Origin of the sequence: Chitinophaga fulva (genome assembly GCF_012927205.1) — a bacterium.
Classification (GTDB): domain Bacteria; phylum Bacteroidota; class Bacteroidia; order Chitinophagales; family Chitinophagaceae; genus Chitinophaga; species Chitinophaga fulva.
Window position 1 is genome coordinate 3,314,631 of record NZ_JABBGC010000001.1, and the last position, 18,107, is coordinate 3,332,737.

Sequence of the window (18,107 nt, forward strand, 5' to 3'; positions counted from 1 at the left end):
AATAAAAAAATAGCAAAATAATTTGTGCTGCACCTGCTACAACCCATATGGATGACACTCGCCACCGGAATAGCTGTTCCGGTGTTTATCCATTTGTGGCATCGTCGCCCGGGAAAGGTGCTCCGCATCAGTAGCGTGCAACTGCTGGCGGCTTCTTCTGTACGGCATGCCCGCAGCTGGCGTTTGTCTGACTGGTGGCTGCTGTTGCTGCGCTGCCTGCTGATCATCCTGCTGGCATTGCTGCTGTCTCAACCGGTATGGCGTCAGCCGCTGACTGCCCGCACCGTGAAAGGCTGGGTGGTAACGGAGCAGGCGGCATATCCCGCTTTCCGCCACCAGATCGATTCCCTGTTGCAGCATGGTTTTCAGCTGCATGCCACTGATACCGCTTTCTCCCGGCTGCGCCGGCCGGAGGAGCTTACGCCGGATACATCGACCACCTCTTACTGGCAACTGTTACAGGCGCTTTCCCAAAAGGTGCCGGCTGATTTGCCGGTGTACCTGTTCACCGGCAACCGCCTCGCCCGTTTCTCCGGACCGATGCCGGCCGTAGCGCTAACGCTGCACTGGCAAACCATGACGCCGGTAGATTCGGTTGTTAACTGGAACGACTATACGTATCTGCTGGACAACGACAGCCTGCGCATACGAAAGGGGCGAAGCTCCCCATCAGGGACTGTTTTTAGTTATTACGATACCCTGCGGGGTAATAATGATACCACCACTTTACATTGTACCATTTATACGGATAAATATCCGGAAGATGCCCGCTACCTCGAAGCCGCATTGAAAGCGGTACAGCAATATACCCACCGGAAAATTAGCCTGCTGCTTGTCAGACAGGTAACCGCTGTTCCTGCTTCGCAGGACTGGCTCTGGTGGCTGTCGGACAGTCCATGGCCTGCCGGTGTCAACGCCGGAAGGACCATCCGTTATGCCACTGGTAAACCACAGTCCGTATCCGGCACTATCGGGAACACCAATATTCAGCTATTCCGGCGCCTGCCGGTAAACGATACTACCGGCGCCACGTGGCTTGACAGCTACAGTAACCCGCTGCTGACAAGAGACAGCCTCTACACTCATTTTGATCCAACATGGAATGAACTTCCCTGGAGTGGAGAATTCCCGGAAAAGCTGCTGGAACTGATGTTCCCGGCTACCTGGGCGAAACAATATGACCGCCGCAGTATAGATGCCCGGCAACTGGTGCTGCCGATGCATGCAGCTGCTGTTAAACCGGCAGTCTTGCCACAACAGGAAACCTCGCTGGAGAAAACAATTTGGATAATCCTGTTCATCACATTTTGCGCTGAACGATATCTTTCATCCAAAACAGCTGTAAAAAGTGAGTAACGTCAACGGTCATATGAAAATAGCTGCCATCCGTGCCCGCTGGGTGCGTAGCCAGCTATTGCGTTATGGCTTGTTGTCAATAGCATTGGCAGCGCCGTTGGCGCTGTTTGGGGCCGTACCGGCTATTGTCGGGGGAGTATTGGCGCTCACAGCTCAACTCTGGTGGCACCAGCCCTGGCGCCTGCCGGAGGAAGAAGTGGCGCGTTACCTGAACCAAACATTCCCGGAATTGGAGGACAGTGCGACCTTGTTCTTAAAACCCACGGCGGACCATAACCTGTTGGGAACCCTGCAGGTAGAAAAAATTGCGCCAGCGCTGGAAAACCTGCAACTGCCCGGGAAGTTCTACAAACCGCTGCGGCAGGCGGCCATGACAGCTTTGTTCATGCTATTGTTCACACTGGGTTGGTATGGGCTGAATACCCGCATTACATCGCTCCCGGCCGGTATGACAAATACAAACGCCCCAACCAATCACCCGGAGAAAGTATTGCCGGGTATCAACGGGATACAGATCACCTTGCAGCCGCCGGCGTATATGCGCCGCCCGGCCCGCACGCAATCGGCATTTAATATTACTGCTCCCGACAGTGCTTCGGTAAAATGGACGCTGCATACCAATAACCAGGTGCAGGAACTGACATTGTTGTTTAATGACAGCACACGGCTGGCATTACAACCAGATGCGTCGCATACCACGTGGACGGCTACACGGACTGTGCACAAGTCCGGTTTCTACCAGGTGTCCATGAACAGCCGCCTGTCTGAATTATACCAGTTGCAGCTGATACCTGACCAGCTGCCGGTAATACGCATGACCAGCCCTAAACCTTATACAACCATAGAATTCGGGCAATCCACTAAAGTTAATGTGCAGGCTGCCCTGTCCGACGACTATGGCATCCGGAATGCATACATCTCGCTCACCATTGCCAGCGGCAGCGGCGAAGCTGTTCGTTTCAAAGACCAGGAATTGCCTTTCGATAATAACTTTAGCGCACAACTGCCCCAGTACCAGGTCAGCAAAACACTAAACCTCTCCGCCATGGGGCTGAAGCCGGGAGATGAGCTGTATTTTCATATACGCGTGACCGATACCCGGCGGCAGGAAAACCGCTCCGACGTTTATATCGTAACACTGCCGGACACCGCACAGCTCTTCAGTATGGAAGGCATGGTGACCGGTGTGGCCTTTAAGCCTGAATACTTCCGCAGCCAGCGTCAGATTATCCTTGATGCCGAACAGCTGCTCCGGGAAAAAGACAGCCTCGGCAAGGAAAAATTCAACAGCCGCAGTAACGATCTGGGCACAGACCAGAAACTGCTGCGCCTGCGCTATGGTAAATTCCTCGGGGAAGAATCGGAGTCCAATATAGGCGATCCCCGTGTGGCCGCGGAAGAAGGCCATGATGACCACGACCATGATCATCATGGGAAAGAAGAGCATGGGGCAGCAGACCCCAAAGACTTTGGCAATGCCGCCAAAGTGCTGGATGAATTTACGGACAAACATGACAACGCTGAAGATGCCACTTTCTTTGATCCTGAGATAAAAAAACAACTGAGAGCCACTTTGACCGAGATGTGGAAGTCGGAATTGCAGCTGCGACTCTATAAGCCGCAGGAGGCATTGCCGTTCGCTTACAAGGCGTTACGCCTGCTGAAAGACCTCCAGCAGCAATCCCGCGTATACGTGGCTAAAACAGGCCTTAAAACCACGCCGCTGAAGCCGGAGAAACGGCTCAGCGGGGAGCAGGATAAAATTCAGCCACGGCAACAAAAGGAAACGGTCACCTACCAGGACCAGCTGCTGGCCGTGCGTCAGGCGTTAGCCGTCCTCGATGCTATGAAGGCTGGCGATACCAATGTGAATACGGCCGTTCTCCGTGATGCGCAACAGGTGCTGACCACACAGGCTGCCGCTACACCGGCGGTGTACCTGCCCGCATTGGAAGCCATGCGCCGCATACAAATGCATAAAGGCACGGAGAAGGATATACGTACTGCTCAACAGGGGCTCCAGAAGATATTGAAAGCGCCGCCGTTGCAACCGCAATCAGCACCGGCGCCAGTATCTCCTTCGTTGCCGCAACACTATTTCCATAACCTTAAAACCGGTACGCCATGACCAGCTGGAACTACTTCCTGTTAGTCGCGGGCCTGGTGGCCGCCGGCTGGCTGATTACACGGGAGATACGCCGTCCCAGGAAAGACCGGCTGATAGGACGTGTAACCGCTACCGTTATCGCTGTAGTTTGTGTAGTGCTGGCAGGCTGGCCGTTGTACGTCTCCCATAAAGCGTCGGCACCGAAACAGTTGGTGCAGGCGGAAGCCCCGGCCACGGGCATCATTGCCTGTGACTGGCCCCGGAGCCTGACCTCCGGCAGCGAATGGGCAGTGCAGGGAAGATACCGGAACACCACAAATAAACTTGTCACCTTACGGCTGGCTGGTTTTGATACCACGCTGGACTCCGCGGTGATAGCGCCTCAGCAAGACTCCTCTTTTTCCCTCAAAGCATGGCCTTTACATCAGGGACGGGCGGTATACGGGATTACCGCCATCTCTGGCAGGGATACACTGGAACAGCAGCCATTGCCGCTGGAAGTGAAGTCCGCTGCGCCGCTTACAGTGCTTTTCCTGGCACAGTCCCCCGACTTTGAAAACCGCTTCCTGGCTGATTGGCTGGTGCAACAGGGAAATGCCGTCGCCATGCGTACCCTGGTGGCGAAAAATAAATACCTGCTGCGTTTCTCCAATTTCCCGGAGCAGTCGCTTGATGCCCTGACGCCAGCCCTGCTGGCTAAGTTCGACCTTGTGGTGGCACAGGGTGGGGCTATCGACAAAAATACCCGCGCCCGGCTCGAAGATGCAGGCATCGGACTGGTATTAAAAGCAGACAGCGCCGGCACACAGCCACGGCCCTTGTCCCTGAAGCTCCGCTCAGGACAGCGGTTACCTGTCTTGTCAACTGATCCCGGACAAGTTTTGCCGGTGGGCAACAATCAGCTGCCGCTGGTAACAGACAGCCTGCATCGCGCTTATGTGACCGTATCGCTCGCAGGTGCGGGCAAACTGGTGCGCACACATCTCCTGAATACCTATAGCTGGCAACTGGAAGGGCAGTCAGCTGCTTACGGACAGTATTGGTCGGCCATCCTCGAAGCTGCCGCCCGGAAAAAGGCCGCTGCGGAAAAAGTAACTTTTGCTCCGGCCATAGCCCATGTGTACCAGCCGCTGGACATACAGCTGGAAACTACCGCTACACCGGTATTGCGGGCGGGTGGCATCGCCCTGCCTGTAGCGCAGCATCCCTGGCTGGCTTATCGTTATACCGGCACCTGGTGGCCCGTAAAATCCGGCTGGCAACAAATCGTTACTGGTACGGGCACCTCATGGAATTATATTTTTCAGGAAGATGACTGGAAAAACCTGCCTGTCACGGTGTACAGAACAGCTGCACCAGTATCCCGGCAAATGACCCTCGTACGGCTGTCTCCCGTTTGGTGGCTGGTCCCGCTGTTCCTCGCGCTCATCTTTTTATGGTGGGAAAAGAAAATGTGACGAATGGCTAAAAAAAGTAAGAAAAAAAAATTAGCTTAGGATTCTATAAGGGTTACAAGGTTTTATGCTCATGAGAATTGCATCACCATGCTACTGATGGTGCATGGAATCACAGATACCCACTGTCAACTAAAATCTAAACCAAACTAAACCGGAGGACTTTCAATTGAAACGTAAAGATTTTATCCAGCTATCCGCTATGGGGCTGGGAGCACTTGTCCTGCCGAATTTTTCCGCTTTCGGCACACCCGTCGACCCATCACGCTTTCTCAATGATGGCATGGACGTAAAAATCAAGAAACAACTGGCAGATGTGGCGCTTAACACCGCCCGCAGCAAAGGAGCCACTTATGCAGATGTACGCATCGGCAGGTATCTCAACCAGTTTGTCGTAACCCGCGAAGCCCGCGTGCAGAACATTGCCAATGCGGAATCTTTTGGCGTGGGCATCCGCGTGATCGCCAACGGCTGCTGGGGATTTGCTGCTACCAACGTGGTCACGAAAGAAGCCATCGCTAAAGCCGCGGAAAGGGCTGTGGCAGTGGCTAAGGCAAACTCCCGTGTGACCACCACGCCTGTGCAGCTCGCCCCGCAAAAAGGCTATGGTGAAGTAGCGTGGAAAACGCCCATCGTACAAAATGCCTTCACCATTCCGGTGAAAGATAAAGTAGACCTGCTCCTGAATGTGAACAGTATCGCCATGAAGGGCGGCGCCAACTTTGTCAACTCCGCCATCCTGGCCATTAATGAACAGAAATATTTCGCCTCTACGGACGGCTCTTATATCGATCAGGATATCCATCGCCTGTTCCCCACTTTTACGGTCACTAAGATTGACCGCGGCAGTGGCAAATTTGAAACCCGTAAGTCGCTCAGCTCTCCTGTAGGCATGGGGTATGAGTACCTGACGCCTACGGCAGATAATAAAGTTGGCGGTATCGTTACCCGTTATAAAGACAGGTATGATATGCTGGAAGACGTAAAAAATGCTACCGCAGATGTTGACCAGAAACTGAAAGCCAAATCAGTGGAACCAGGTAAATATGACCTGGTGCTCGATCCTTCGCATCTGTGGCTGACCATCCACGAATCGGTGGCACACCCCACGGAACTGGACCGCGTACTGGGCTACGAAGCCAACTATGCAGGCACCAGCTTCCTCACACTCGATAAATGGAAGTCACGCAATTTCCAGTTTGGCAGCAAACTGGTCAACGTAGTGGCGGATAAATTACAGCCCGGCTCCCTCGGCGCTGTAGGCTACGACGATGAAGGCGTGCAATGCGGCAAGTGGGACCTGATCAAAGACGGTGTGCTGGTCAACTATCAGGCTATCCGTGACCAGGCGCATATCATCGGCCTCGATCACTCACAGGGATGCTGCTACGCTCAAAGCTGGTCTGATGTGCAGTTTCAGCGTATGCCCAACGTATCCCTGCAGCCGGGAAAAGAAAAACTCAGTGTGGACGATATGATCAAAAACGTGGAAAAAGGCATTTACATCATCGGTGACGGCTCCTTCTCCATTGATCAGCAACGGTACAATTTCCAGTTCGGTGGACAAACATTCTACGAAATCAAAGAAGGAAAGATTGCCGGTATGCTGAAAGATGTGGCCTATCAGGCCAATACGCAGGAGTTCTGGAACAGCTGTACGGCCATCGCAGACAAGAGCGACTACCGCCTCGGCGGCGCTTTCAACGATGGTAAAGGACAGCCCGGCCAGTCCAATGCCGTGTCCCATGGCAGCTCCACGACCCGTTTTAATGGTGTAAATGTTATTAACACAGCAAGAAAAATCTGATCTAACGCACATGGCTATATTAAAAAAAGAAGAAGCAAAAGCATTACTGCAAAAAGTGCTCGCTCACTCCAAAGCAGATGAATGCGAAGTGTCGCTCCGCGGGGAAGAAGGCGGCAATATCCGCTATGCGCGCAATGCCATTTCCACAGCAGGAGATATCGACAATACCACCCTGTCCGTAACGTCTTACTTTGGTAAACGCTCCGGTACTGCTACGATCAATGAATTCAATGATGCTGCCCTCGAAAGGGTAGTGCAGCGCGCGGAAGAGCTGGCGCGCCTCGCGCCGGAAAATCCGGAGTATATGCCGCTGCTTGGTCCGGCGGATTTTAAGGAATCTAAAACCTATGTGCCGGCTACAGCGGCCATCACACCGGATACCCGTGCAGACGCTGTTGCAAAAAGTATACAGGTAGCGAAAGAGGCACAACTGGAAGCGGCCGGTTTTATTGAGAACACCACCAGTTTCTCGGCCATACTCAATTCCAAAGGATTGTTTGCCTACGATACTGACACTAACGTAGTGTTTACGATTACTACCCGTAACAGTGCCGGTACCGGCTCCGGTTTCGCGGCCCGCGGGTATAACGATATCAGCCGGCTGGATACGCTCTCCGCTACTAAAACTGCGGCTGCCAAAGCCAACAGCTCCGCTGGCGCCAAAGCGATAGAACCAGGTAAATACACGGTGATACTGGAGCCGGTGGCGGCTACCTATATGCTCGAAAATATGTTCCGGGGCCTCGATGCCCGTAATGCGGACGAAGGTCGCAGCTTCATGAGCAAACCCGGTGGTGGCAACCGTATCGGGGAACAACTCATGGACGATAAAGTGACGATCTATTCTGATCCTTTCCATCCCGATCTTCCCGCTTCTACCTGGAACCGCGATGGATTCCCCCTGGAGAAAACAGCCTGGATAGATAAAGGCGTGGTGAAGAACCTTGTTTATTCCCAGTACTGGGCTAAAAATAAAGGCGTACAACCGGTACCCCAGCCATCCAATATCATTATGGAAGGCGGCAATGCTTCGCTGGAAGAACTGATCAAAAGCACAGAGAAAGGTATCCTGGTGTCCCGCCTCTGGTATATCCGGCTGGTGGACGCGCAAACATTACTGCTGACAGGCCTTACCCGCGACGGGACTTTCTACATTGAAAACGGTCAGATCAAATACCCGATCAAAAATCTCCGCTTTAATGAAAGCCCGGTGATCATGCTCAACAACGTAGAGGCGCTCGGGAAAACGGAAAGGAGCATCAGTATTGAGTCTTACCGGAGTTACCTGATCCCGCCGATGAAGATCAGGGACTTCACCTTTACGTCTCTTTCCGACGCTATTTAAAAGATTATCTTGATTGAATTGATGGATGTTTTGTTCGCTGTAACTTGTTATCTTTAAGAATAATGAAGACAGCCAACGGGACATCCATTTCTTTTCGATAATACACGTCACCCAAATTCTTAACACCAAATATGCTCCCATGTAACAAAGCTCAACACAACGTACTAATCCCTTATTGCTAACATTCAAGATCACTCCTTTAATCCTGCTATAATGAAAAGAAGAGAATTTCTCCATTACACAGGCCTCGGATTGGGCGCAGGGCTGCTGTCCCAGATCCCGATCATCGGAAAAGCGGTTCCGCTGGAAGCTCCCTGGTACACCATCGACGTGGCAAAGAAAAAAGAGCTCGCCGATGTGGCCCTCAACGCTGCCCGCAGCAAAGGCGCTACCTATACCGATGTACGCATAGGCCGTTATCTCAACCAATTTATCATCACCCGGGAAGACAAAGTGGAAAATGTGGTCAACACTGAATCCTATGGCATCGGTATCCGCGTATTGGCCAATGGCAGCTGGGGCTTTGCCTCCACTGACCAGATGGACAAAGACAGCATCGCCCGCGCTGCTGCCACCGCTGTGGCTATCGCAAAAGAAAATGCCCGCCTGCTGACTACTCCCGTACAACTGGCCCCACAAAAAGGTTACGGCGAAGTCAGCTGGAAAACACCTATTGAAAAAAATGCTTTTGATGTACCGGTGAAGGAAAAGGCAGACCTGCTCCTCTCTGTCAGCGATGCTGCCATGAAAGGCGGTGCTGATTATGTAGGCTCCTTTATGTTCCTCGTAAATGAACAGAAATACTTCGCTTCTTCCGACGGGTCTTATATAGATCAGGATGTACACCGTATCTGGCCTACGTTCCAGATCACCAAAATAGACAAGGCCACCGGCAAGTTTGAAACACGCAACGCCCTCAGCTCCCCCCGTGGTATGGGCTATGAATACCTGATCCCCCGTGAATCAGATAAAATACGCGGCGTAACAACGTTATACCGTGACCGTTATGATATGCTGGAAGACGCCCGCCAGGCAGGTACCCAGGTGGGAGAGAAGCTGAAGGCCAAATCCGTGGAACCTGGGAAATATGATCTGGTGCTCGATCCTTCCCACCTGTGGCTGACCATCCACGAATCGGTAGGACACCCGACTGAACTGGACCGCGTATTAGGCTATGAAGCCAACTTTGCCGGCACCAGCTTCCTGACGCTCGACAAATGGGAAACCAAAAAATTCCAGTTTGGCAGCCCGCTCGTCAACATCGTGGCAGATAAAACACAACCCGGCTCCCTCGGCGCCGTAGGGTATGACGATGAAGGCGTGGCCACCCAGAAATGGGACCTGATCAAAAACGGCGTACTGGTCAACTATCAGGCCATCCGTGATCAGGCACATATCATCGGCCTTAATCAATCACAGGGCTGTTGTTACTCGCAAAGCTGGTCAGATGTACAGTTCCAGCGTATGGCCAATGTATCATTGCAACCTGGTACTGCTTCGCTCACACCGGCAGAACTGATCAAGAACGTGGAAAGAGGCATCTTCATCGCAGGCGACGGTTCTTTCTCCATCGACCAGCAACGCTACAACTTCCAGTTCGGCGGCCAGCTTTTCTACGAGATCAAAAACGGTCAGATTGTAGGGATGCTCAAAGACGTGGCTTACCAGAGCAACACACAGGAATTCTGGAACTCCTGTAAAGCCATCGCCGACAAGAGAGACTACCGCCTCGGTGGCTCTTTCTTCGACGGAAAAGGCCAGCCCTCACAGGTGAGCGCCGTATCCCATGGCTCAGCGACTGCCCGCTTCAATGGCGTAAACGTTATTAATACAGCTAGAAAAATTTAATATATGCCGATACTCACTAAAGAAGCAGCACAGGCATTATTGAAAAAAGTGCTTGCTTATTCAAAAGCAGACGAGTGCGAAGTCTCTATTTTTAGTGGCGACTCCGGCAATGTGCGTTATGCCCGTAACGAAGTGTCCACCAGCGGCGCCAATAGCAAAAACATGCTGGTCGTTTCTTCCGCCTTTGGAAAAAAACTGGGCACTGCCACTATCAATGAATTTGATGATGCCTCGCTCGAAAAAGTAGTCAGAAGAGCGGAAGAACTGGCGCGCCTGGCGCCGGAGAACCCGGAATACATGCCTATCCTAGGGCCGCAACAATATGGAGAGGGTTCTGGCGGCTATAATAAGGATACAGCAGCAGTAGATCCTGCTTTCCGGGCAGACGCTGTAGCCAAAAGCCTTACCATCACCAAACAAAATAAACTGGTGGCGGCTGGTTACCTGGAAAATAATATGGCCTCCTCCGCCATGATGAACTCCAAAGGACTGTTCGCATACAACAGTTCAACAGACATCAATTTCAGTATCACGGTCCGCTCGGAAGACGGTACCGGCTCCGGCTATGCCTCTAAAGCATACAACGATGTCCGGAAACTGGATGCGGCCAAAGAAACCAGTATCGCGGCACAGAAAGCCAGCGGCTCCAAAGGCGCCAAAGCCATTGAGCCAGGCAAATACACCGTGATCCTCGAACCGGCAGCTTCCATCGTACTGATCGAACAGCTCATCAATAACCTCGATGCACGTAGCGCGGAAGAAGGCAGGAGCTTCCTCAGCAAAGCCGGCGGCAAAACCAAGCTGGGAGACAAACTGATGGACGACCAGGTGACCATCTATTCTGATCCCTGGCATCCGGATATGCCCACTTCTCCCTATAATAACGATGGCCGGCCACAGGAAAAAATCACCTGGATCGATAAAGGCGTGGTGAAAAACATGTACTATTCCCGCTACTGGGCGCAGAAGGACAATGTAAAAGCCATTCCCGGCCCGGATGGATTTATCATGGAAGGCGGTACCGCTTCCCTGGAGGAGCTGATTAAAAGCACGGAGAAAGGTATCCTGGTAACCCGCCTCTGGTACATCCGCCCGGTTGATCCGCAAACTCTGTTGTTTACAGGTCTTACCCGCGACGGGACTTTCTACATCGAAAATGGTGTGATCAAACATCCGGTGAAAAACTTCCGCTTCAACGAAAGCCCGGTGATCATGCTGAACAACGTGGAAGCACTGGGCAGGCCGGAAAGGGCTGTCAGCGGGGAAAGCAACCAGAGTGCCATCCTCCCGCCCATGAAACTGCGTGACTTTACATTCACCTCTTTATCAGATGCTATCTGACAACAAAGGCAAAATAAAAAAGCGAAGGTCAACAGGCCTTCGCTTTTTTTATGATTACATGATCTCTTCTGTTTCTTTATGTCTAGGATGATACCAGATGTAATAGTAGGCCAATATCAACAGGCCCGACACAAACGGTATCAGTGCCAGATGTTTGTACGTGACCGCTCCCCATATTGTCAGCATATCAAAGTGGAAGAACTCGCTGATCATCCAGTAGGAGTTGGCCGTTATCCACAAGGAAATAGCCACATTATGGCATAACTCCGACATAAACTGCCGCGTACGCCAGGCAATCACAATGGAAATGATCAGCGTAGGAAAGATCATGGCCACACCCAATGGTTTCCATATCATACACCAGCTGATATCTTTTAATAACCAGAATACGATATGCATGTTTTCCATTTTCCGGTAACTCAGGGGGATACTGTATACCGGAGCATCTTTGATGTCTTCACTCATGCTGTGTGTCAGATTTTAAGTTGATAAGACCGCAAAAATATAAAAACAGCTGCACAACCAAAGGCGAAATTTTGCATAGGAATAAATGTTTATATTCGCTGGCATGAACGAATTTTACTGGTCATTCCGGAACACCCGTTTTCATGGCATCAGCTGGATACCTGGGCAATTCAGCCGTGTGATGATCATCGTGCATGGCATCGGTGAAGAGGTAGGCCGGTACGATCATGTGGCCCGTTTTTTTAACGGGGAAGGATATGCGGTACTGGGCATCGATCATTATGGCCATGGAAAGACTGACGGTAAACGGGGCGCTACACCCGGTTTCGAATACATGTTCGACTATGAGGCGGCTTTCCTGGCTTATGCAAAAGAGTTGTACCAGAAACCGGTGGTCATGTATGGGCATAGTATGGGCGGCGGCCTGCTGACCGGCTTCCTGTTACGCAGGACCCCCGATATCCTGGCAGCGGTTATTTCCGCGCCGGCGCTGATCGTCGCCAAACGTCCCGGAAGCTTCCTGCATGGCCTGCTGCGGGTACTGAACAGGATCGTGCCTAACCTCCGGTTGAACCAGGGCCTCGATATCACCAAAATTTCCCATGACACGGATGAAGTGGAGAAGTTCCGGCAGAACCCTCTCCGGCATGATAAGATGAGTGTACGCCTGGCCAGTGATATGATACACAACGGCCTGTGGTGCCTGGAACATGCTCAAACCCTGAAAATACGCTCCCTGCTGATTCATGGTGGTGAAGATGAATTTACCGCGGTAGACGGCTCCCGGCTTTTCGCTGAAAGAGCACCGGCCAGCCTGCTGACCTACCGCGAATGGCCCGGCGATTACCATGAGCTGCATAATGAAATAAACCGCCAGGAAGTACTGCTTTTTGTGGCAGGATGGTTAAGCGCTTTACGCTAGTGCAGATACCCTGCGTAGTAATGACCTACTTTCGTATTGAACAACAGTTAATATCCTATGGCCATCAGAAAACGAAAGGAGAGTGCCGACCTTACCGTTAACCCGGGATCGGACGTTATCCTCAACATCACCATCGGTAATGCCCAGATTGGCGCCAGCGTGGTCCGCTTCGACAAGGATACTGACGCCCTCGCAAAGGGCGAGATCCGCAACCTCCGGCTTGGTACAGCGGCAGACCTGAAAGGGAAAACGCTGAAGGTGACCACCAACGTGCTGGACACCAACAGCCTCACTAACGGCATTGTCGTTACCTACGCTTTCAGCACCTGCACCCCCTCTGTTATCCTTTATCAGGATGAAGTGAAGACAGATGGAGATATTATGTCTTTTTTGCTGGACTTTAATTTTAAGTAAACCATGAAAAAGTTATTCTGGTGGGTGTTGCTCCTCGCAGCCGCCCATCCCGGCTATGCCCAGTTAAAGGATTCCCTGAAGATATCCGATATGACTATGCCTTCGTCACCGGGACTCATACTGGCCGACAAAGCACCGGCAGCTATCGATAAACCCAGCAATCCTAAAGCCTTTGGGATCAGCCTCATTAACCTGTGGCAGGGTGGTGCGATAGATGTAACCCCCTACTGGCTGACCAACAAACCTAATCTCACTTTTGAACGCTATCTGAACAACAAATTCCCGATACTGCAAACATTCAACGTATCGGCAGCTACGTTCAGAACAGATACCACTACCAGTATCTCCGCAGGCTTCCGCACACAGGTGTTCCGGTTTTATTACCGCCGCAACCGCGAAGCCATGCTGCAAAAGAAAAAGGAAATAGAAGCCCTGCTGGCAGTGGAAGATCCATCGCAACTGGATACCGTGGCACTGGCCCAAAAGAATAAGGAGTTACGCGATATGTTTGATGTGCAGCGCAACAAAGGCCTCGTCATCGTGGAACTGGCAGGCGCACTGGCTGGCAGCGCACCGGGCAACCGCTTCAAGGACCTTGCCTCCAATCGCTCCGGCATATGGACCAACATCCGTTGGGCGCCGGGCAAATTCCCGCTCGATTTCATCGCCCTCGGCCGCTATATCTGGAACAGCCAGGACGTCTCCATCGGCAGCTTCCCCTATAACAACCAGCTGCTGGACTATGGCCTCTCTGCTAACTACCAGAAAGGCCGCTTCGATCTCTCCGCAGAGTATGTGAACCGTCACGATCTGAAAAACGGCCAAAACTACGACCGCCTCGCCTTCGTGACCAACTTCATGATCAGCGATAGTTTTTATGCAGTAGCTGCCTTCGGCAAAAACTTCGACAAGCAGGATAACATCCTCGCTATTCTGGGCATCAAATTTGCGCTCTCTAAAGAGATTGTACGTCTTAACAACGGTCACTAACTAACCCATTATGAATAAGCCCCCGGTGAAATCTTCACCGGGGGCTATCTGTTTATGCTTGTGTCGTATAACTCCCGAGTTGTGTTGTCCCACTGCATCACGACAAGTAATCTCTGTCACTAACGAATTTGAACAACATCGTAGCCCAGGGCTTCAGCCCTGGGAACCCTGGCAATTATGGGTTCGTAGACCACATAGAAGCCGTCTTCAGCACCACTCTTCTGTTCATCTTCAGTTGCGCTACAATCAGCTCTGCCAGGTCTTCAGGTTGCAACACTTTCTCCGGGTTGCCGTCTGTCAGGTTAAGTTCTTTGGCCATGTCAGTAGCGATGGTGCTCGGTGTGAGCGCGCTTACACGGATATTGTGTTTTCTCACTTCCAGCATTAATGATTCGGTAAGACCGAGCAGCCCGAACTTGGAAGCGCTGTAGGCGCTGGTGAGTGGAGCACCACGTTGGCCAGCGGTAGAAGATATGTTGATGATATCGCCGGTTTTACGGGTAATCATATCAGGCAATACAGCACGGGTTACGTAATATACGCCGAGCAGGTTCACCCGGATGATGTCTTCCCATTGTGTGGGCGTGAGGTCCATGAAGCCGCCGAAAGCCGCAATGCCGGCGTTGTTGATCAGGATATCGATACTGCCCAGTTGCTGTGTGAGACTGGCAACCGCTTTGTCCACTTCTTCCATCACCCCTACGTCTGCGATAGCGTAGGCCGCCTTCACACCGATATCAGTGAGTGTTGCAACGACTTCCTGTAATGGGCCTTCGCTGCGTCCTATTAAAGCAATGTCTGCCCCTTCCTGTGCCAGCGCCACCGCTACAGCACGTCCAATGCCTTTGCCACCACCGGTGATCAGCACTTTTTTTCCTTGTAATGATTCCATATGAAACTGCTTTTAAGACCACAAAGATAACATGCATGAAGCGAACAGCAGGCAGGAGAACGCGTTAATTTTTGTTTATCTTCGTTTTTCTAAGGCTTTACACGTATGATAACAATTTCCAACGATCAGCTGACTATCTCGCTGGCTGCCGCCGGCGCCGAACTGCAACACATCATCCGCAAAGACAACGGACTGGAATACCTCTGGAGCGGCGATCCTGCTGTATGGGGGAAAAAAAGCCCGGTGTTATTTCCCATCGTAGGCGGATTAAAAAATAATACGTACACGTATAACGGTAACAGCTATACGCTGGGAAGACATGGATTTGCCCGTGAACAGGAATTTGAAGTGCTGGCACAATCCGCTACGGAAGTAACTTTCCGGCTCACGGACAGTGAGGCTACTATGGCCGTATATCCGTTCCAGTTCGATTTTCGTGTACGCTACATGCTGGACGGCGATACGCTGAAAGTAACCTACCAGGTGCAAAATACAGACAACAAGGAGTTGCTGTTCTCCGTGGGCGGCCATCCGGCATTTAAAGTACCCCTGACAGATGGTACAGACTACGAAGACTATTTCCTCACCTTCAACAAAACTGAAACAGCGGGCCGTTATCCATTGTCACCCGGTGGACAAATAGAGCTGCAGCCCGTGCCCATGCTGGACCACACCCAACATTTGCCACTGAAAAAATCATTGTTCCTGGAAGATGCCCTCGTCTTTAAAAAACTGGCATCTGATGCCATCAGCATCAACAGTGGTAAAACCCCGCATGGCCTCACCGTAACATTCGGCGGTTTCCCTTTTATGGGCATATGGGCGGCGAAGAACGCGGATTTTGTGTGCATTGAGCCGTGGTGCGGCATTGCAGATAATGTGGCCGCTACCGGCGAACTGGCGGAAAAAGAAGGCATCAACCGGTTGGCTCCCGGGGCTTCATTTGAACGTACCTGGACAGCGACCTTTTTCTAATCTATACCATGAATTATAAGATCATCCAGGATGAAGAAGCCCTGAAAGCCTTCATCGACTGGCTCCCTGATTGTAATGAACAGGAACAATACTATCTGTCGCTGCTGGCCCGCACCAAATATCTGGAAGAAGGCCACGGTTTTAAATCAGACAAACAACAACTGAAACGGTTTACCAGCAAAAAAGAAAACATGCTGGAGAAAATCCGTCAGCTCGAATGTGCCGTAGGCGCTTATACCCAGCGGGGAATACTGGTCCCGCAGGAGGCCCTGGCATTGTACATCAGCATCAATCCCCGTGATCTGTGGAAAGCTACCTTTGCTTCACTGGTCACCTTCGCGGAAAATATTCAGGCCAATGCCAGCGCGAAAAATCCACATCAGGAGGTGATGAGCGCTATTCAGCAATCCTGCAGCAATAAGTACTACATGGATATCGATGTGGATGCGAAAGACCCGGCTATTCTGGAAAAAATAAAGGAATATGTTAATCCTTCCTGCCTGACGGTAGTGGAAACAAGGGGTGGTTATCATGTGTTGGTGGAACTGGCAGCAGTGGACCCCGCTTTGCGGAAATCATGGTATCCCAATATTATGAACCTGCCAAACGTAGATCAGAGCGGAGATAATATCATCCCGGTGCCGGGCTGCACGCAGGGCGGGTTTACACCGAGGTTCATTTAAACAACATAACAAAAAGCTTACCGCTGTTTCATCTCAGGAGCTATAATAAATTTGTAGTTCCTGAGGTGCTATCGTCTACCAGTTTTGATTCAACCTTAAAATCAGTGTGATTGGGAACGCCTGCATTTTCAAACCAATTAATTTCTTTTAGATTCATCTTATTACCTGGCTGAAAATCAAACTAGTGCTTATTTTTTCTCAAAATAGGACACGATTTTTTTTGCAATATCCTGCTCCGGATCAGGTGACTTTCTGTAATCGTAAAACCTCAAAAGGGGACCTTCAGCGTATTTGTTTACCAATACAGGCAATTGCTCGGAAGCCCATTGCTTTGAATTTGACAGATAAGCTGCTATGTAGGCAATAGCATATGCATCTTTAAGACAGATAAGAAATTCTTTGTTGTCAAAGTATGGTAATAATGACTTGTAATCTTTACAAAGAGCTGTTGCCAGGGGCAAAACAAATTCATCAAAATCAGAAAGGATATGTGATACTACGTCTTCTGGTTTTACAGCGGCACATACGATATAACGATCATTCCTGTTTATTGATTGGGGCAAAACATACATGTCTTTGCCAAAGTACAACAACGGATGGTCCATGGAGCTTGTGCCCGTTTCCTTTTTAATGTTGTATATCTCTGTGTTATTGACCGTTAAGGAGGTAGCTAAGCAGAAAAGCTCCTTTCTCCTTAATACCGGCATTTAAAGTATCAAATCTAATTTCAAAACTACTTTCATTTCCAAATGTAATTTGCATCCTGTCTGGCTGAAAAACAGATTTAGCTGATAAACCATGATACTTTTCTTCCAGTTTAGCTGATAGCAGGTTTAATGTTTCTTTTTTCATATTTCAATAATGTTGGGTTATTTCCACACATCCTATTTTCAGCAACAGGATGGGCAAAAAAACATTGGGGCTGACCTTTTTCGATCAGCCCCAATGACATACACGTTAATAAATGGTATCAATAAACCAAATATCAAAATGGCTTAATTTAAAAATTATATCCGGCTTTCAGGCCAAAGAAGCCATGGGTGCCATCTTTAAACCAGGCTTCATATTTTCCTTCCACATCCAGGCCCAGTAAACGGATACCGATGCCGGGAGCGAATAACCCACCCATACCATTGTTGTAATCGCCGGTAAAGTTCACGGTACCGCCTTCTGCTTTTACATACAGGATAGATATCAGGTTGTAGCGAAGACCCAGCCTTACCGGTATCGCTTTCACAGAAGCATACTTAATGTTGTTGTCGCTTTTGCCTTTGAAATACATAAAACCGACAGAACCTACAGCGGTCAGTCCTGCCACGAGCTTCACGTCAGCACCCAGTCCAACGCCGAAACCAGGCTTGTGGGTGTTGGTGAAATCACCGGTAGGAAAACCAGCTTCTACATAAGGACCGATACTGAATCGCTTTAACTGTGCCTGCGATTGCTGGGCACCGATGCATACCGTCAACATGACTGCGATAAACGCCAGGATGTTTCTTTTCATAAGA

At 50.7% G+C, this 18,107-nt stretch carries 17 protein-coding genes; 12 read left to right on the forward strand and 5 right to left on the reverse strand.

The window, feature by feature from the left end; genetic code table 11:
* The first annotated feature begins 24 nt into the window (after positions 1 to 24).
* The 7 genes from HHL17_RS13505 (at position 25) to HHL17_RS13535 (ending at position 11,258) form a co-directional block, all read left to right on the forward strand.
* Positions 25 to 1,356, forward strand: coding sequence for a BatA domain-containing protein (locus HHL17_RS13505; protein ID WP_169225232.1), 1,332 nt, complete (start codon positions 25 to 27; stop codon positions 1,354 to 1,356).
* Positions 1,349 to 3,484, forward strand: coding sequence for a DUF4175 family protein (locus HHL17_RS13510; RefSeq protein ID WP_169225233.1), 2,136 nt, complete (start codon positions 1,349 to 1,351; stop codon positions 3,482 to 3,484). Before HHL17_RS13505 ends, HHL17_RS13510 begins: the two co-directional genes overlap by 8 nt.
* Positions 3,481 to 4,920 (forward strand): hypothetical protein, encoded by a 1,440-nt coding sequence (locus tag HHL17_RS13515; RefSeq protein ID WP_169225234.1) that lies wholly within the window; start codon positions 3,481 to 3,483, stop codon positions 4,918 to 4,920. The genes HHL17_RS13510 and HHL17_RS13515 overlap by 4 nt, the downstream gene beginning before the upstream one ends.
* Before the next feature lie 166 nt (positions 4,921 to 5,086).
* On the forward strand, positions 5,087 to 6,724 hold the full coding sequence (locus HHL17_RS13520) for a TldD/PmbA family protein (RefSeq protein WP_169225235.1): 1,638 nt from the start codon (positions 5,087 to 5,089) through the stop codon (positions 6,722 to 6,724).
* 10 nt (positions 6,725 to 6,734) lie between these two features.
* Complete coding sequence (locus tag HHL17_RS13525; protein WP_169225236.1) at positions 6,735 to 8,069, forward strand: TldD/PmbA family protein; 1,335 nt, start codon at positions 6,735 to 6,737, stop codon at positions 8,067 to 8,069.
* A 213-nt stretch (positions 8,070 to 8,282) separates the two neighbouring features.
* Complete coding sequence (locus HHL17_RS13530) at positions 8,283 to 9,917, forward strand: TldD/PmbA family protein (protein WP_169225237.1); 1,635 nt, start codon at positions 8,283 to 8,285, stop codon at positions 9,915 to 9,917.
* Positions 9,918 to 9,920: 3 nt separating this feature from the next.
* Complete coding sequence (locus HHL17_RS13535; protein ID WP_169225238.1) at positions 9,921 to 11,258, forward strand: TldD/PmbA family protein; 1,338 nt, start codon at positions 9,921 to 9,923, stop codon at positions 11,256 to 11,258.
* 54 nt (positions 11,259 to 11,312) lie between these two features.
* Here the strand turns inward: HHL17_RS13535 and HHL17_RS13540 are convergent, their stop codons facing one another.
* Positions 11,313 to 11,723, reverse strand: coding sequence for a hypothetical protein (locus HHL17_RS13540; RefSeq protein ID WP_240975224.1), 411 nt, complete (start codon positions 11,721 to 11,723; stop codon positions 11,313 to 11,315).
* Positions 11,724 to 11,826: 103 nt separating this feature from the next.
* Here HHL17_RS13540 and HHL17_RS13545 point away from each other — a divergent pair, with 103 nt between their 5' ends.
* The 3 genes from HHL17_RS13545 to HHL17_RS13555 are packed head-to-tail and all read left to right on the forward strand — an operon-like array spanning position 11,827 to position 14,049.
* The gene (locus HHL17_RS13545) at positions 11,827 to 12,645 is read left to right on the forward strand and encodes an alpha/beta hydrolase (RefSeq protein ID WP_169225239.1); all 819 of its coding nucleotides are present in this window, start codon (positions 11,827 to 11,829) and stop codon (positions 12,643 to 12,645) included.
* A 57-nt stretch (positions 12,646 to 12,702) separates the two neighbouring features.
* The gene (locus HHL17_RS13550) at positions 12,703 to 13,059 is read left to right on the forward strand and encodes a hypothetical protein (RefSeq protein ID WP_169225240.1); all 357 of its coding nucleotides are present in this window, start codon (positions 12,703 to 12,705) and stop codon (positions 13,057 to 13,059) included.
* A gap of 3 nt (positions 13,060 to 13,062) precedes the next feature.
* Complete coding sequence (locus HHL17_RS13555) at positions 13,063 to 14,049, forward strand: hypothetical protein (protein WP_169225241.1); 987 nt, start codon at positions 13,063 to 13,065, stop codon at positions 14,047 to 14,049.
* Between the two features lie 175 nt (positions 14,050 to 14,224).
* Here the strand turns inward: HHL17_RS13555 and HHL17_RS13560 are convergent, their stop codons facing one another.
* Entirely contained in the window at positions 14,225 to 14,941 is a 717-nt protein-coding gene (locus HHL17_RS13560; RefSeq protein ID WP_169225242.1) for a 3-ketoacyl-ACP reductase, read from the reverse strand.
* Positions 14,942 to 15,046: 105 nt separating this feature from the next.
* Between HHL17_RS13560 and HHL17_RS13565 the strand changes: the two genes are divergently transcribed.
* Positions 15,047 to 15,916: an aldose 1-epimerase family protein gene (locus HHL17_RS13565; protein WP_169225243.1), complete on the forward strand. Its 870-nt coding sequence runs from the start codon at positions 15,047 to 15,049 to the stop codon at positions 15,914 to 15,916.
* 8 nt (positions 15,917 to 15,924) lie between these two features.
* Positions 15,925 to 16,599, forward strand: coding sequence for a hypothetical protein (locus HHL17_RS13570; RefSeq protein WP_169225244.1), 675 nt, complete (start codon positions 15,925 to 15,927; stop codon positions 16,597 to 16,599).
* Between the two features lie 188 nt (positions 16,600 to 16,787).
* On the opposite strand, the gene HHL17_RS13575 is transcribed toward HHL17_RS13570, so the two are convergent.
* From HHL17_RS13575 to HHL17_RS13585, 3 genes are all read right to left on the reverse strand, one after another.
* On the reverse strand, positions 16,788 to 17,204 hold the full coding sequence (locus HHL17_RS13575) for a hypothetical protein (protein ID WP_169225245.1): 417 nt from the start codon (positions 17,202 to 17,204) through the stop codon (positions 16,788 to 16,790).
* Between the two features lie 43 nt (positions 17,205 to 17,247).
* Entirely contained in the window at positions 17,248 to 17,451 is a 204-nt protein-coding gene (locus HHL17_RS13580; protein ID WP_169225246.1) for a hypothetical protein, read from the reverse strand.
* Positions 17,452 to 17,599: 148 nt separating this feature from the next.
* Positions 17,600 to 18,103 (reverse strand): hypothetical protein, encoded by a 504-nt coding sequence (locus HHL17_RS13585; RefSeq protein ID WP_169225247.1) that lies wholly within the window; start codon positions 18,101 to 18,103, stop codon positions 17,600 to 17,602.
* Between the last annotated feature and the right edge of the window lie 4 nt (positions 18,104 to 18,107).

What these genes read in the sequence shown, in the direction of transcription:
- HHL17_RS13570 (WP_169225244.1), top strand. Translation starts at nt 15,925, where the DNA reads ATGAATTATAAGATCATCCAGGATGAAGAAGCCCTGAAAGCCTTCATC.
- HHL17_RS13525 (WP_169225236.1), top strand. Translation starts at nt 6,735, where the DNA reads ATGGCTATATTAAAAAAAGAAGAAGCAAAAGCATTACTGCAAAAAGTG.
- HHL17_RS13585 (WP_169225247.1), bottom strand. Translation starts at nt 18,103, where the DNA reads ATGAAAAGAAACATCCTGGCGTTTATCGCAGTCATGTTGACGGTATGC.
- HHL17_RS13565 (WP_169225243.1), top strand. Translation starts at nt 15,047, where the DNA reads ATGATAACAATTTCCAACGATCAGCTGACTATCTCGCTGGCTGCCGCC.
- HHL17_RS13530 (WP_169225237.1), top strand. Translation starts at nt 8,283, where the DNA reads ATGAAAAGAAGAGAATTTCTCCATTACACAGGCCTCGGATTGGGCGCA.
- HHL17_RS13580 (WP_169225246.1), bottom strand. Translation starts at nt 17,451, where the DNA reads ATGAAAAAAGAAACATTAAACCTGCTATCAGCTAAACTGGAAGAAAAG.
- HHL17_RS13550 (WP_169225240.1), top strand. Translation starts at nt 12,703, where the DNA reads ATGGCCATCAGAAAACGAAAGGAGAGTGCCGACCTTACCGTTAACCCG.
- HHL17_RS13555 (WP_169225241.1), top strand. Translation starts at nt 13,063, where the DNA reads ATGAAAAAGTTATTCTGGTGGGTGTTGCTCCTCGCAGCCGCCCATCCC.
- HHL17_RS13560 (WP_169225242.1), bottom strand. Translation starts at nt 14,941, where the DNA reads ATGGAATCATTACAAGGAAAAAAAGTGCTGATCACCGGTGGTGGCAAA.
- HHL17_RS13575 (WP_169225245.1), bottom strand. Translation starts at nt 17,204, where the DNA reads ATGGACCATCCGTTGTTGTACTTTGGCAAAGACATGTATGTTTTGCCC.
- HHL17_RS13545 (WP_169225239.1), top strand. Translation starts at nt 11,827, where the DNA reads ATGAACGAATTTTACTGGTCATTCCGGAACACCCGTTTTCATGGCATC.
- HHL17_RS13535 (WP_169225238.1), top strand. Translation starts at nt 9,921, where the DNA reads ATGCCGATACTCACTAAAGAAGCAGCACAGGCATTATTGAAAAAAGTG.
- HHL17_RS13540 (WP_240975224.1), bottom strand. Translation starts at nt 11,723, where the DNA reads ATGAGTGAAGACATCAAAGATGCTCCGGTATACAGTATCCCCCTGAGT.
- HHL17_RS13515 (WP_169225234.1), top strand. Translation starts at nt 3,481, where the DNA reads ATGACCAGCTGGAACTACTTCCTGTTAGTCGCGGGCCTGGTGGCCGCC.